Raw genomic sequence first — 13941 nt, 5'->3', positions numbered from 1 at the left:
TATTAAAGGCGGAAAACGAGTTCAACCGGCGCGTCCTAATCGCATCAACAGAGAAATTCGCGCGCAAGAGGTACGCCTAACAGGCGTCGATGGCGAGCAGATTGGCATTGTCAGTCTGAATGAAGCGTTAGAGAAAGCCGGGGAAGCAGGTGTTGATTTAGTTGAAATCAGTCCGAACGCCGAGCCGCCGGTTTGCCGAATCATGGATTACGGCAAGTTCCTCTACGAGAAGAGTAAGGCTACCAAGGAACAAAAGAAGAAACAAAAAGTTATCCAGGTTAAGGAAATCAAGTTCCGTCCTGGTACCGATGATGGCGATTATCAGGTCAAACTACGCAACCTGGTTCGCTTTCTGGAAGACGGTGACAAGGCCAAGATCACCCTGCGTTTCCGCGGGCGTGAAATGGCGCACCAACAGATTGGTATCGAAGTGCTTAACCGCGTTCGTGACGATCTGAGTGAACTGGCAGTGGTCGAATCCTTCCCAACGAAGATCGAAGGCCGCCAGATGATCATGGTGCTCGCACCGAAGAAGAAACAGTAAGGCATTCAAGTAATAGAACCCGTGCGGTGTCCGCATCGCACGGGTTTTGTTCGCCTTAGCTGATTCGTTATATCAACAATGCGAAGTGGAAATTAACATGCCAAAAATCAAAACAGTACGTGGCGCCGCTAAACGCTTTAAAAAGACTGCCAAAGGTGGTTTTAAGCGTAAGCATGCTAACCTGCGTCATATTCTGACCAAAAAAGCGACTAAACGTAAACGTCATCTGCGTCCGAAAGGCATGGTCTCCAAAGGAGATCTGGGCCTGGTTGTCGCATGTCTGCCGTACGCATAAGTAACCTTTTTGAATCAAGAATAAGACTTTAGGGGAGAGCATATGGCTCGCGTAAAACGTGGTGTGGTTGCTCGTGCACGTCACAAGAAAGTTCTGAAACAAGCGAAAGGTTACTACGGTGCCCGTTCGCGCGTTTACCGTGTTGCCTTCCAGGCAGTAATCAAAGCTGGTCAATACGCTTACCGCGACCGTCGTCAACGTAAACGTCAATTCCGCCAGCTGTGGATTGCACGTATCAATGCAGCAGCTCGCCAAAATGGCTTGTCTTACAGCAAATTCATCAACGGCCTGAAAAAAAACTCTGTTGAAATTGACCGTAAGATTCTGGCTGATATCGCTGTATTCGACAAAGTGGCATTCTCTGCTCTGGTCGAAAAAGCGAAAGCAGCCCTGGCGTAAGCCAGTGGAAAGAGGGAGCCTGGCTCCCTCTTTTCGTTTAAGGAGACGTCAGTGCGATCCTGTGTCATATTGAACGATATCCGCAACAGTAGTGATTGACTTTTTATTCGCGTCGATTTCCAATAAGGCATTGCTGTTTTTGATAAAATTTTTATAGCAAGCGTGTTTGTTGGTAATGGTATTGACTGTGAATATTGACACGGGTGACGCGCAAGAGTATTGACGTTAAGGTAACGCAAGTATGACTACTGCTATTTTCCGTTTCTTTTTTTACTTTATCACCTGATTTCAGGAGGCTTTGCGCGTAAGAAAAGAAACGAAAAATAGCGCTTGAAGCCTCCCGCCGGGAGGCTTTTTTGTTTGCTTTTGGTTCTAATCATGATAACTGGCCATACAGGCAGAAGAAGAGGAATGCAATGCCACATCTCGCAGGGCTGGTAGCGAATGCCAGAACAGCCATAGACGCGGCTCAGGATATTGCGACGCTGGAAAATGTGCGTGTCGAATACCTGGGCAAAAAGGGGCATTTGACCCTGCAAATGACATCGCTACGTGATTTACCTACCGAAGAACGTCCCGCAGCGGGGGCGGTTATCAATCAGGCGAAGCAGGATGTGCAAGAAGCATTGAATGCCCGTAAACAGGCGCTGGAGTCGGCAGTTTTAAACGCACGTCTGGCAGAAGAAACCATCGATGTTTCCCTGCCGGGCCGCACTATGGAAAATGGTGGCCTGCATCCGGTAACGCGTACGATCGATCGTATCGAAACCTTCTTCGGCGAATTGGGTTTCTCTGTGGCAACCGGCCCGGAAATCGAAGATGCCTATTACAACTTCGATGCGTTAAATATTCCTGGGCACCATCCTGCGCGCGCCGATCATGATACCTTCTGGTTTGATGCCACGCGTCTGCTGCGTACCCAAACTTCTGGGGTACAAATTCGTACCATGGAAAAACAGCAGCCGCCAATCCGCATTATCGCCCCAGGTCGTGTCTACCGTAATGACTACGACCAGACACACACACCGATGTTCCATCAAATGGAAGGGCTGATCGTGGATAAAAACATCAGCTTTACCAACCTGAAAGGCACGTTGCACGATTTCCTGCGTAACTTCTTCGAAGAAGATTTACAGGTGCGCTTCCGCCCCTCTTATTTTCCGTTTACTGAGCCATCAGCCGAAGTGGATGTGATGGGTAAAAACGGTAAGTGGCTGGAAGTGCTGGGCTGCGGCATGGAGCATCCGAATGTATTGCGTAACGTCGGTATCGATCCGGAAGTGTATTCCGGCTTCGCATTTGGCATGGGGATGGAGCGTCTGACCATGTTGCGCTATGGCGTAACCGATTTACGCGCATTCTTCGAAAACGATCTTCGCTTCCTCAAACAGTTTAAGTAAGGCGGGTACAGCATTATGAAATTCAGTGAACATTGGCTGCGCGAGTGGGTGAACCCGGCGATCAGCAGTGAGGAACTGTTAGAACAGATTACCATGGCCGGCCTGGAAGTGGATGGCGTTGAAGCGGTTGCCGGTGCTTTTCATGGCGTGGTGGTGGGTGAAGTCGTTGAATGTGGTCAGCATCCCAATGCCGATAAGCTGCGCGTAACGAAAGTCAACGTAGGTGGTGAGCGCCTGCTGGATATCGTGTGTGGTGCACCCAATTGCCGTCAGGGACTGCGCGTCGCCGTCGCCACTATCGGTGCCGTGTTGCCGGGCGATTTTAAAATCAAGGCCGCTAAATTACGCGGTGAACTGTCAGAAGGGATGCTGTGCTCGTTCTCGGAACTGGGTATTTCTGAAGATCACAGCGGCATCATTGAGCTGCCGCACGATGCGCCGATCGGTACCGATATTCGCGCTTATCTGGGACTGGATGATAACGCTATCGAAATCAGTGTGACGCCTAACCGCGCTGACTGCCTGAGCATTATTGGTGTGGCACGTGATGTTGCGGTGTTAAACCAACTGCCGCTGACGGCACCGGAAATTACACCGGTCACTGCGACCCTGTCTGATACCTTCCCAATTCGCGTAGAGGCGGCAGACGCGTGCCCACGCTATCTGGGCCGTGTGGTCAAGGGTATCGATGTGACAGCGGCTACACCGCTGTGGATGCGCGAGAAGCTGCGCCGTTGCGGTATTCGCTCCATCGATGCGGTCGTGGATGTCACCAACTACGTGCTCCTGGAGTTGGGGCAGCCGATGCATGCCTTCGATCTGGACCGCTTGAATGGCGGTATCGTGGTTCGTCTGGCGCAGGAAGGGGAAACCCTGACACTGCTGGACGGCAACGAAGCGACGCTCAATGCGGATACCTTGGTGATTGCCGATCAGAGTAAAGCGCTGGCCATGGGCGGGATTTTTGGTGGTGAACATTCTGGCGTAAACGGTGAAACCCGTAACGTGCTGCTGGAATGCGCTTATTTCAACCCGCTGGCTATTACCGGACGTGCCCGTCGCCATGGTTTGCATACGGATGCGTCTCACCGTTACGAACGCGGTGTCGATCCGGCGTTGCAGTATAAAGCGATGGAACGCTCTACCCAATTGCTGCTCAGCATCTGCGGTGGTCAAGCTGGACCGGTGGTGGATGTGACCAGTGAAGCACACTTACCTGTGCGTGCCACGATTACACTGCGCAGAGAAAAACTGGATCGGTTGATTGGGCATGTTGTTTCGGACGATCAGGTGAGCGATATTCTGACTCGTCTCGGTTGCGACGTGGCACGTATCGAGGCAGGCTGGACTGCTGTAGCACCGAGCTGGCGTTTTGACATGGAGATCGAAGAAGATCTGGTGGAAGAGGTTGCCCGCGTATACGGCTACAACAATATTCCTAATATCCCGACCCATGCTCCGCTGACCATGACGTCACACCGCGAAGCGGATCTCTCGTTAAAACGCGTGAAGACGCTGCTGGTCGATCGTGGCTATCAGGAAGCGATTACCTACAGCTTCGTCGATCCTAAAGTGCAATCGCTGATTCATCCCGGCGAAGAGGCACTGATTCTGCCGAGCCCAATTTCTACAGAAATGTCAGCAATGCGTCTGTCGTTGTGGAGTGGTTTGCTCGGTGCCGTTGTTTATAACCAAAACCGCCAACAGAGCCGCCTGCGCCTCTTTGAAAGCGGTTTAAGATTCGTTCCTGATAGTCAGGATAAACTTGGTATTCGTCAGGACGTTATGCTGGCTGGCGTGATTACCGGGAATCGCTATGATGAGCATTGGGATCTGGCGCGTCAGACAGTTGACTTCTATGATCTCAAAGGGGATTTAGAAGCTCTGTTGTCACTGACGGGTAAACTTTCGGAAATTACGTTCAAAGCCGAATCGCATCCGGCGTTGCATCCTGGTCAGAGTGCAGCTATTTATCTGGCAGGGGAACCGGTTGGTTTTATTGGTGTTATCCATCCGGAACTGGAACGTAAGCTGGATCTGAACGGCCGTACTGTGGTGTTCGAATTGAGCTGGAACAAGGTCGCAGACCGCGTGGTTCCTGAGGCGAGCGAAATTTCTCGCTACCCGTCGAACCGTCGTGACATCGCTGTTGTGGTGGCAGAAAACGTGTCGGCAGGGGAAGTTTTGTCAGAATGTAAGAAAGTTGGCGAAAATCAGTTAGTTGGCGTAAACTTGTTTGACGTGTACCGAGGCAAGGGCGTGGAAGAAGGGTATATGAGCCTGGCGATCAGTCTGGTATTGCAAGATACCTCTCGTACACTGGCAGAAGAGGATATTGCCGCTACCGTATCACAATGCGTAGAGGCACTAAAACAGCGATTCCAAGCATCCTTGAGGGATTGAACCTATGGCGCTTACTAAAGCTGAAATGTCAGAATACCTGTTTGAAAAGCTTGGGCTGAGTAAACGGGATGCCAAAGAACTCGTCGAACTTTTTTTTGAAGAGGTTCGCCGCGCTCTGGAAAATGGTGAGCAGGTAAAGTTATCGGGATTTGGTAATTTCGATCTGCGCGATAAGAACCAACGGCCGGGACGTAACCCTAAAACGGGTGAAGATATTCCGATTACGGCGCGCCGGGTGGTCACCTTCCGTCCAGGGCAAAAGCTCAAAAGCAGAGTCGAGAGCGCCTCTCCTAAAGAGTAGTTTTCACATGCTATTCACAAAAAGGCCGCGTCAGCGGCCTTTTTTATGTCGTTATCTGAAGGTGTTGTGGAAGGTTGGCGCGTGCGCACCGCGACTTCCTGCCGTGGGGAATGCACCGGTACAGGGCGATGATCGTCAATCAAGTGGCGTATCGCCAGAATAGGGTGGTGCAGCAACATCCGCGGCCCAGACCAACGCATGATGGCCCGAATCTGTTCTCGTTTGGCCGGCTGGTAGCAATGGATAGGACAGTGCTTGCAGGCGGGCTTATCTTCGCCAAACTGGCAACGTTCGAGGCGATTGGTAGCATAGGCAGAAAGCTGTCGGTAGCGATCGTCACTCTCAGCATCTGCGCGATGGTGCTTCTCATAGAGGTCTATCATCAGCAGAACGGTACGTAATTCTCGCAGACGATATTTTCCCATTGGTTTTCGTGCCACGGTTCGCACCTCAATGCATTTGTTATTATTGATGTATTTTAAATGCATTTTATTGGGTGATAAACCATGGATGTCAAAAAGTAGGGAAAAAAAGGGGGAGAATGAAAAAGGCGAGAGATATATCTCTCGCCTCTAAATCATGGGTATTGAATGAAAAGGTTAGGCTTGACCAAACTGTGCCTGGTGCAGAGTGGCATAGCTGCCGTTGTTATCCAGCAGGGTCTGATGACTGCCTTGCTCAATAATGCGGCCCTCATCCACCACCACGATACGGTCTGCGTTTTGAATGGTTGCCAAGCGGTGTGCGATCACCAAGGTGGTGAGTCCGCTTGACAGTTCACTTAACGATTGCTGAATAGCCTGCTCTGTCGCGGTATCGAGTGCTGAGGTCGCTTCATCCAAAATCAGGATCGGCGGATTCTTGAGGAAAATCAGCGCAATATACAAACGCTGTTTTTGCCCGCCGGAGAGTTTCACCCCACGTTCGCCGACGACGGTATCCAACCCGTCTGGCAGCGTTGCGATCAACTCATCCAGCTTGGCGCGTTGGGCGGCATGCATCACTTCTTCATCGCTCGCCCCCAGCTTGCCGTAGGCAATATTTTCGCGGATGGTGCCGCCGAACAAAAAGACATCCTGCTGCACGATGCCGATCTGGTGGCGTAATGACGCCTGCGTCATGCCACGGATATCAATACCATCAATGGTGATAGCCCCTGCGTTTAAATCATAAAAGCGTGGCGGCAGAGAACACAGGGTGGTTTTGCCAGCGTCAGAAGGACCGGCAAATGCCACTGTTTCTCCTGCGCTGATAGAGAGGGTAATATCATGCAGCGTCGGGCGATCGGGAGTGTAGCCAAAGCTAACGTGATCGAAGCGAATATCGCCGTTGAGGTGCGTGATGGCACGTGCATCGGGAGCATCTTTGATTTCAGGCACCGTGTCCAGCAATTGGGTAAAGTGCTTAAATCCCGCAATTCCTTTCGGATAGCTCTCTAGCACAGAAGTGATCTTGGCGACAGGGCGGAAGAACACTTCAATCAGCAACAGGAAACCGATAAAACCGCCGTAGGATAACTCACCTTCAATGACGTACCAAATCCCTGCCAGCATGATGATCAACTGAATCAGTCGTGTACTCAGATAGCTCAGCGTCAGACTGGCGGTCATGATGCGGTAGGCTTGCAGCTTGATGGTGCGGTAGTTCTCGTTGTCCTGTGCAAACAGTGCCTTTTCATGAGACTCGTTGGCAAACGCCTTAACCACGCGGATGCCGCCAATGCTCTCTTCGATGCGGGCATTAAAGTTACCCACCTGACCGAACAGGCGCCGCCAGGTGTCGGTCATCTGCGCGCCATAGCGGCTGGCACGATCACCACGGTAATCATCGCCAGAGGAAGATGCACAGTTGCCATGAGAATAAAGGCACCGATGAAGGTCATGATGGCGAGAAACAGATCTTCCGGACCGAGGTGGGCGACTTCGCCAACCTCTTCAAGATCTTTAGTCACATGAGTGATGATATGCCCGGTTTTCATATTATCGAAATAACGGAACAGCAGGTTTTGCAGATGCTCAAAAGCCTGGCGACGCATATCGGTTTCGATGCCGACGCCCAGCGCATGCCTCCAATAGTTGACGACGGCCATCAGCGCCGTATTGAGCAGATAGACCAGCAGCAAGGCAACAGAGGCGAGCAAAATGAGTGACCAATCCTGAGCAGGCAACAGCTTGTCGATAAATGCCTTAATGGCCATTGGAAAACCAAGTTCGAGCAAACCGGCGATGATGGCACAACCGAAATCAAGAACAAACAGCCCCTTGTAAGGGGCATAGTAAGCAAAAAAACGCTTTAACATACAATACGATGAACTGAGTTAAATAAATGTGAAAAGCACTATAACAGGTATTGCCTGCTGAAGGGAGTGATACAAGTCCCTACGTTTTTTGTGCCTCGCGTGTTGCCCACCAACAGACCAGTGAACCCAGAGTAATCATGGAGACACCCTGCCAAAAGGCCAGATCGGGCACGGTACGCAGCCAAAGTGCTGCCAGCAGCGTCGAGAATACCGGGGTAAAGTAAGAGGCGGTGGCGAGTAATGTCATGTTGCCGCGTTGAATTCCGGTATTCCAGGCGGAATAGGCGATGGCAGTGGATGCCCCCATAAACAGTAGTTCCAGTCCCGTGATCACGGAAAACGTCATCGTCGGCGTGGTAGAAACGGCATACTGGATCCACAGCACCACGCTGACTACAAAGAAGAACAATGTATTGCCACTTTTCCCCTGACCGAGACATTTGGTGATGTTGCAATACAGCGCCCAGGAAATAGCCGCAGCGAAGGCGAGATTGTAAGCCAGCGGGTTGGTCTGAATGTTATGCCACATTACTAATGGCGACCACTGGCTTTCGCCTTTCATCATCCAGATGATACCTACCAGTGCAAGCGCGACTCCCACCCATAACCCAATGCTGCTCTTTTGTTGGTTGAAAAAAACGGCGAACAGCAGCGTCAGGCTTGGCCAAAGGTAATTGATCATGCCCATTTTCATCGCTTGAACGCGATTATCGGCAAAGCCGATGGAGAGTGACAAAAAGATTTCGTAACAGACGCAAACCAAGCCGCCGCCGAACAGATACCCTTTGGAAAAACCGCGCAGCGTAGGTATTCCAGAAAACAGCACCAGACAGAGAGTACAGGTGCTGTATATCATCGCCGCGCCCCCTACGGGGCCGAGGGCCTCGGTCAAACTGCGTAGCAGGCCGACAGAGGTGCTCCAGAGCAGAATGGCTAACAGGCCTGCCAGCATGGCGCGTTGTGGAGTCATATCCATGTTGATTATCATTGTTCCAAAAGACAACGGATGCCGTCTCCGGCATCCGCAGAAAGTGTAATGCCCGTTAATCAGTGCCAGAAATCGTCGAACACTGTAACCGGAGGACGGCGCTTGTGTTCGGTCTTTTTATACCAGTTTTCGATAATGGCGGCGCGATCGGCGTCGAGAGTTTTGCCTTCCAGATAGTCATCAATCTCGTTATAGGTGACGCCAAGGGCCGTTTCATCGGGTAACGAAGGGCGATTCTCTTCCAAATCTGCCGTAGGGGCTTTGATATAAAGATGCTCTGGGCAACCGAGAGTCTTCAGCAACACTTTCCCCTGCCGTTTGTTTAAACGAAAAATAGGATTGATATCCGTACCGCCGTCGCCGTATTTGGTAAAGAATCCGGTGACGGCTTCTGCCGCATGGTCAGTGCCGACCACCAGACCCGCATTCATGCCCGCGATGCTGTATTGTGCCTTCATGCGCTCGCGTGCCTTTTCGTTGCCTTTGATAAAATCGGACAGTGACACTCCAATGGCTGCCAGCGTGGCCTCGCTGGCTTCAACAGCAGGTTTGATATTGACCGTTAACACTCTGTCCGGTTGGATAAACGCGATAGCATCCTGGCAATCGGCTTCGTCGGCCTGAATACCGTAAGGCAAGCGCACGGCGATAAACTGGTAACGTGTATCGCCGGTTTCAGCACGTAACTCGTCGATGGCTGTCTGACACAATTTCCCTGTTAGCGTGGAATCCTGACCGCCGCTGATCCCCAGCACCAATGAACGAACAAAGGGGTTAGCCTTAAGATAATTCTTTAAAAAATCAACGCTAATACGAATCTCGGCGTTGGGATCGACGGCAGGCTTAACACCCAGCTCCTGGATGATCTCTTGCTGCAATGACATGATGGCCCCCTTCCTGAACCTGTTGATACTGCGAAATAATTACCCTGATAGTCAGAGTGTAAAGCTAATCGGCATGAAGAAAAAGGACAAGCAGTGCGCACGTATTTTTCCTTTTATTGGCGTAAAAACGACCATTTAAACAAAAAATAGGGCCTTTATCTGATTTGAAAAATTGCGACGAGCCATCTAGCCTTGACAGTGACCCATTAATGAATGAGGTAATGACATGAAAAATAATCAACTACTGATTTGTCTTGGTGCGGCAGGGGCTATCCTTCTCTCTGGGTGTTCGGCCTATAATCGTGCGGAAAGCAGTTTTACCGAGCCGGTGGTTAAAGAGGTGAAAACCGGACAGACCAAACAGCAGGTACTTCAGATTGTAGGCGCGCCAGCGTCAGAAGTGCGGTTAAAAAATGCCAGAGGCACCTGCTTTAACTACTTGTTGAAAAACCGTGATGGTACCGCACAGAACTATTTTGTGAGCTTCAACGATCGTGGCCAGGTGCTGAACAAAGGCTTCCAAAGTTGCGAAGCCTATGACACCAACCCACAGCGCTAATCACCTTCTCTGCGCACATCCTTTGACATAAACAATAAAAAAACCGACAGGGTAAACCTGTCGGTTTTTTTGTGCCTGAGGTAAATCACCTTGGATCAGGCGTGAGAGGTATTCAAGGAGGACTCATCCTCGGCAGCAAAACGCGCCTTGTCAGTTTGATTCAGCAGTTGGCTGGTTCACGGTACCCGCTGTCATGGAACCGTTCACATTAAGTGCTGTACGCCCCATATCAATCAAGGGTTCGATAGAGATAAGCAGCGCGACTAACGTTACCGGCCCATGGCAGGCAGTACGATGAGCGCTGCGAAAGTGGCACCGCCACCGACGCCGGCGACCCCCGCGCGGAACTGATGGTCACAATACCTACCAGGGTGGCAATCCATACCGGATCCAGCGGGTTAATACCGACAGTTGGCGCAACCATTACCGCAAGCATGGCGGGATAAAGTCCGGCAAACCGTTTTGCCCTATGGTGGTGCCAAAGGAGGCGGCAAAGCTGGCGATGGATTCCGGTACGCCGATGCGCCGTGTTTGCGCTTTAATACTGAGTGGAATGGTGGCGGCGCTTGAACGGCTGGTAAAGGCAAAGCTCAGCACGGGAGCAATCTTGCGAAAGAAACGCAATGGATTGATACCCGCCGTGGCCAACAGTACGCCATGGATCACAAACATGATACTGAGGCCGAGGTAAGAGGCGACGACAAAGCTGCCCAGCTTGAGAATGTCCTGCAAGTTTGAGGTAGCGACCATTTTGGTCATCAGCGCCAATACACCGTAAGGCGTCAGCCTCATCACCAGACGAACCAGTTTCATCACCCAGGATTGCAGCGTGTCGATAGCGGCCAGTACACGCTCCCCTTTGGCAACATCATCACGATGAAGTTGCAACGCCGCGATGCCGAGCAGGGCGGCAAAAATTACGGTACTGATGATTGAGGTTGGGTTAGCGCCAGTAAGCTCAGCAAACGGGTTTTTGGGAATAAACGACAGGATCAATTGCGGCACATTCAAATCGGCCACTTTCCCGGCATAATTGTTCTCAATCGCGCTAAGACGGGCGGTCTCCTGCGCGCCTTGCACCAGGTCTGACGCGCTAAGGCCAAACAACAGAGTAACCAGAACGCCAACCAGCGCGGCGATCAGGGTGGTGAATAGCAACGTACCCAGCGTCAATACGCTAATTTTTCCTAATGATGGTGCATTGTGAAGTTTGGCAACCGAATTCAGGATTGAAACGAAAACCAGTGGCATGACAACCATCTGTAACAGTTGGACATAACCGTTTCCAACGATATTGAACCAGGCAACGGAAGCCTTGATGACCGGATCGTTGCCCCCATACACCAGATGCAATGCGAAGCCGAACACCACGCCGATAACCAGACCAAGCAGAACTTTTTTCGCCAGACTCCAAGTTGGGTTACGGCTGGTATAAGCGAGCAGGACAATCAACGCCAAAAAAGCGACAATATTAGCCAATAGCGCAAAGGATATGCCTTCTCCTCCCTAGAAATAAAAATGGGCGTTAGGATAGCAGTTCCTTATGGGTTCCGTTATACCAATGCGCAGTATCTTCTACTGAAATCGCATATGGTTGATGGTTTGCGCGCGGAGCGGCTATCTGAGGAGTTGGATAAACTGACTTCGGGCAGAATCATACCAGCGGCATGTCTGCTCATAGCCGTAACAGGCACCCACGCGCGGTGTGTGATAAAGCAAAAAGCCGATCAGCGCCAGGCACAGTACGCGCTCTAGTTGGTTGCCTTTCTGACCATTAATCAGCGGCAAGCGAAAGCGCCAACGGCACGGCCACAGTAGAGGAACACCCGCAGAGGTCAGCATGTCGGCCATGATGTGGCTGAGATAGCCAACCAGCATAGCGAGCAACGCATTGGCTGGCAGTTGCAGTTGGCAGCAGAGAAAGGGATGTACTTCGGGGATATCGATACGTTGATAGCGCAGGTAAAGTCACGCCTGGCCGGACATCAACCACAACCCTCCCTGCTGCATGGCGATCTCTGGCCAGATAACTGCGCCAGCTATCACGATGGCAGTTTCCTATTCGATCCCGCCTGCTATTGGGGCGACAGAGAGTGCGATTTGGCAATGTTGCCCCTCACGCCTTCCCTGCCGCCCCAAATCTATGACGGCTATCAAAACGTCTGGCCGTTGGATAAAGGCTTTATTGAACGCCAGCCGTTGTATCAAATCTATTATCTCCTTAACCGAGCGAATTTGTTCGGCGGGCAGCATGTTACCGCCGCACAGCAAGCTATCGAGCAGCAGTTGACTACCTGAATCCGGCGGTCGCGCTCCCCCTCTGGCATCACGCCGGAAGGGGCAGTTTTCATGGGGGAACGCCCAATAAGCGTAAAACAACGTAGCCAGCAACTGCGGTAACAATCGGCAGGATGTAAAGCGGGAAATATTGTAAAAAGATGGTGTGGTGTGGCACCTCAGCGCGCGACGCCAGTTCTTCGCGGGTACGCCCCTCACTCCCTTTCATTTTCTCCAGAATCACTTGATCTTCAATGAATTCACGTACTGCACGTGCCTGCCTTGTCATGCGTGCACCGATGACTTGCAGCGCAAGCCCGACAAAAATCAACAAATAGATAATCCAGAACATAATACTGGCGGCAGTAAACGGCCGAGAGAAATCCGGCAGCGGCGAGTTATACCAAAACAAGTTAAGAAACGGTGTGTTAAAGCGTGTCATGTCGATCATCAGGTGCAAGAAATCCAGGAGTACCGCATCGATGCCCTGTTTTTTTGCGGGTATTGATATAAATAGTTCGCCAGCGAAATGCAGGTTGAGAGCAGAGCCGGGATAAAAAGGATCCATCCTGCAATGCGTTTTATAATCGCAATAAGACCCGCCTGTTGGTACGTCATGAGTTCCCCTTATAAATGACGCGATAAAAATAACCCTCACCCGGTACGATCGGCTCCAGGAGAACGGACAGGTAACACCGAAACAGAGGCCGCTGGCATATCCCATTGCATTATAACCATAATAAACGCCGATAGGCAGCGTACACACAAAGACGCAATGTCCCATGACACGACGAACGGTGGTAGCCTGCAAGAGACCGGGCTGAAATGAACCGTCCACAAACCGCTATTATCCTTTAACACCCTTCTCTACCCGATAGGAGACATTGCATGACTGTAGCCGGTGCGCCTCAGGCCGCGTTGTTTGATATGGACGGCTTGCTGATCGATTCCGAGCCTTTGTGGGAACAGGCCGAAGTTGAAGTGATTACCGCATTGGGCGTTGACACCTCCGTACGCGACACCCTGCCCGATTTGTTAGGGTTGCGTATCGATCTGGTGGTTGACCTGTGGTATTAGTATTCCCCCTGGCAAACCCCAAGCCGTAGCGAGGTGGTCAAACGCATCATTGCGCGCGCAATCGAGCTGGTAGATGAGCGCCACCCGTTGCTGCCGGGCGTGGAGCATGCATTGCAGCTATGTCGTGAACAGGGTTTTTGTATTTGGCTTGCTTCCGCTTCTCCGCTGTTTATGCTGCAACATGTTTTGCAATCCTTTGGTCTGACGCACTATTTTGATACGCTTGCTTCAGCTGAATCACTGCCGTTCAGCAAACCACACCCTCGGGTCTATTTAAACGCGGCACACGCGTTGGATATTTCGCCGTTGCGCTGTGTCACGCTGGAAGACTCAATCAATGGAATGATCGCGACTAAAGCCGCTCGCATGTGCTCTATCGTGGTACCAAGTATTGAGCATGCTCAGGATCCGCGTTGGGTACTGGCTGACACAAAGTTGAATTCACTGGAAGCGTTAAAGCTTGAAGATTTGACAGGAAACTGATCGGGAGGGTAAACCGGCCAATCACTTGGCCG

Annotated in this window: 11 protein-coding genes, 6 pseudogenes and 1 other annotated feature; of the genes and pseudogenes, 10 read left to right on the top strand and 7 right to left on the bottom strand. The window is 51.3% G+C overall.

Features of this window, described 5'->3' with window-relative positions; all coding sequences use genetic code 11:
* Position 1: 1 nt before the first annotated feature.
* The 7 genes from infC to ihfA all read left to right on the top strand — a co-directional run bounded on the left by infC (position 2) and on the right by ihfA (position 5342).
* Positions 2-544 (top strand): translation initiation factor IF-3, encoded by a 543-nt coding sequence (infC, locus tag ACMZI0_RS05250; protein ID WP_415672353.1) that lies wholly within the window; start codon positions 2-4, stop codon positions 542-544.
* Positions 545-641: 97 nt separating this feature from the next.
* A complete protein-coding gene (rpmI, locus tag ACMZI0_RS05245; protein ID WP_109054964.1) occupies positions 642-839 on the top strand; it encodes a 50S ribosomal protein L35 in 198 nt (65 codons plus the stop codon).
* Between the two features lie 42 nt (positions 840-881).
* Positions 882-1238 (top strand): 50S ribosomal protein L20, encoded by a 357-nt coding sequence (rplT, locus tag ACMZI0_RS05240; RefSeq protein ID WP_415672178.1) that lies wholly within the window; start codon positions 882-884, stop codon positions 1236-1238.
* A gap of 236 nt (positions 1239-1474) precedes the next feature.
* Positions 1475-1599, top strand: a sequence feature (Phe leader region).
* On the top strand, positions 1480-1524 hold the full coding sequence (gene pheM / locus ACMZI0_RS05235) for a pheST operon leader peptide PheM (protein WP_415672352.1): 45 nt from the start codon (positions 1480-1482) through the stop codon (positions 1522-1524). Its footprint overlaps the feature before it by 45 nt.
* A 55-nt stretch (positions 1600-1654) precedes the next feature.
* Positions 1655-2638 carry a phenylalanine--tRNA ligase subunit alpha gene (gene pheS / locus ACMZI0_RS05230; RefSeq protein WP_415672177.1) on the top strand — a complete coding sequence of 328 codons (984 nt, stop codon included), beginning with the start codon at positions 1655-1657 and terminating at the stop codon, positions 2636-2638.
* A gap of 15 nt (positions 2639-2653) precedes the next feature.
* Positions 2654-5041 (top strand): phenylalanine--tRNA ligase subunit beta, encoded by a 2388-nt coding sequence (gene pheT / locus ACMZI0_RS05225; protein ID WP_415672176.1) that lies wholly within the window; start codon positions 2654-2656, stop codon positions 5039-5041.
* Between the two features lie 4 nt (positions 5042-5045).
* Positions 5046-5342 (top strand): integration host factor subunit alpha, encoded by a 297-nt coding sequence (gene ihfA, locus ACMZI0_RS05220; RefSeq protein WP_415672175.1) that lies wholly within the window; start codon positions 5046-5048, stop codon positions 5340-5342.
* A 14-nt stretch (positions 5343-5356) separates the two neighbouring features.
* Here ihfA and ACMZI0_RS05215 read toward each other — a convergent pair whose 3' ends face one another.
* The 4 genes and pseudogenes from ACMZI0_RS05215 to nadE all read right to left on the bottom strand — a co-directional run bounded on the left by ACMZI0_RS05215 (position 5357) and on the right by nadE (position 9513).
* A complete protein-coding gene (locus ACMZI0_RS05215; protein ID WP_415672174.1) occupies positions 5357-5782 on the bottom strand; it encodes a nitrous oxide-stimulated promoter family protein in 426 nt (141 codons plus the stop codon).
* A gap of 159 nt (positions 5783-5941) precedes the next feature.
* Positions 5942-7641: pseudogene (locus ACMZI0_RS05210) on the bottom strand (ABC transporter ATP-binding protein).
* Between the two features lie 79 nt (positions 7642-7720).
* The gene (yddG, locus tag ACMZI0_RS05205) at positions 7721-8611 is read right to left on the bottom strand and encodes an aromatic amino acid DMT transporter YddG (RefSeq protein ID WP_415672351.1); all 891 of its coding nucleotides are present in this window, start codon (positions 8609-8611) and stop codon (positions 7721-7723) included.
* Positions 8612-8688: 77 nt separating this feature from the next.
* Positions 8689-9513: an ammonia-dependent NAD(+) synthetase gene (gene nadE / locus ACMZI0_RS05200; RefSeq protein ID WP_415672173.1), complete on the bottom strand. Its 825-nt coding sequence runs from the start codon at positions 9511-9513 to the stop codon at positions 8689-8691.
* A gap of 226 nt (positions 9514-9739) precedes the next feature.
* Between nadE and osmE the strand changes: the two genes are divergently transcribed.
* Positions 9740-10072 carry an osmotically-inducible lipoprotein OsmE gene (osmE, locus tag ACMZI0_RS05195; RefSeq protein WP_415672172.1) on the top strand — a complete coding sequence of 111 codons (333 nt, stop codon included), beginning with the start codon at positions 9740-9742 and terminating at the stop codon, positions 10070-10072.
* A 95-nt stretch (positions 10073-10167) separates the two neighbouring features.
* Here the strand turns inward: osmE and ACMZI0_RS05190 are convergent.
* Both ACMZI0_RS05190 and ACMZI0_RS05185 read right to left on the bottom strand, forming a co-directional pair.
* Positions 10168-11566: pseudogene (locus ACMZI0_RS05190) on the bottom strand (L-cystine transporter).
* A gap of 123 nt (positions 11567-11689) precedes the next feature.
* A pseudogene (locus ACMZI0_RS05185) lies at positions 11690-11962 on the bottom strand (metal-dependent hydrolase); the annotation flags it as partial.
* On the opposite strand from ACMZI0_RS05185, the pseudogene ACMZI0_RS05180 reads away from it, so the two are divergent.
* Positions 11951-12370, top strand: a pseudogene (locus tag ACMZI0_RS05180) (fructosamine kinase family protein); the annotation flags it as partial. The pseudogenes ACMZI0_RS05185 and ACMZI0_RS05180 sit on opposite strands and share 12 nt — an antisense overlap.
* A gap of 49 nt (positions 12371-12419) precedes the next feature.
* Here ACMZI0_RS05180 and ACMZI0_RS05175 read toward each other — a convergent pair.
* Positions 12420-12967, bottom strand: a pseudogene (locus ACMZI0_RS05175) (YniB family protein).
* A gap of 270 nt (positions 12968-13237) precedes the next feature.
* Here ACMZI0_RS05175 and hxpB point away from each other — a divergent pair.
* Positions 13238-13909 (top strand): annotated as a pseudogene (gene hxpB / locus ACMZI0_RS05170) (hexitol phosphatase HxpB).
* The last annotated feature ends 32 nt before the right edge of the window (positions 13910-13941 follow it).

Origin of the sequence: Symbiopectobacterium sp. (assembly GCF_047692315.1) — a bacterium.
Classification (GTDB): Bacteria; Pseudomonadota; Gammaproteobacteria; order Enterobacterales; family Enterobacteriaceae; genus Symbiopectobacterium.
This window is presented reverse-complemented; position numbering and strand designations above follow the sequence as displayed.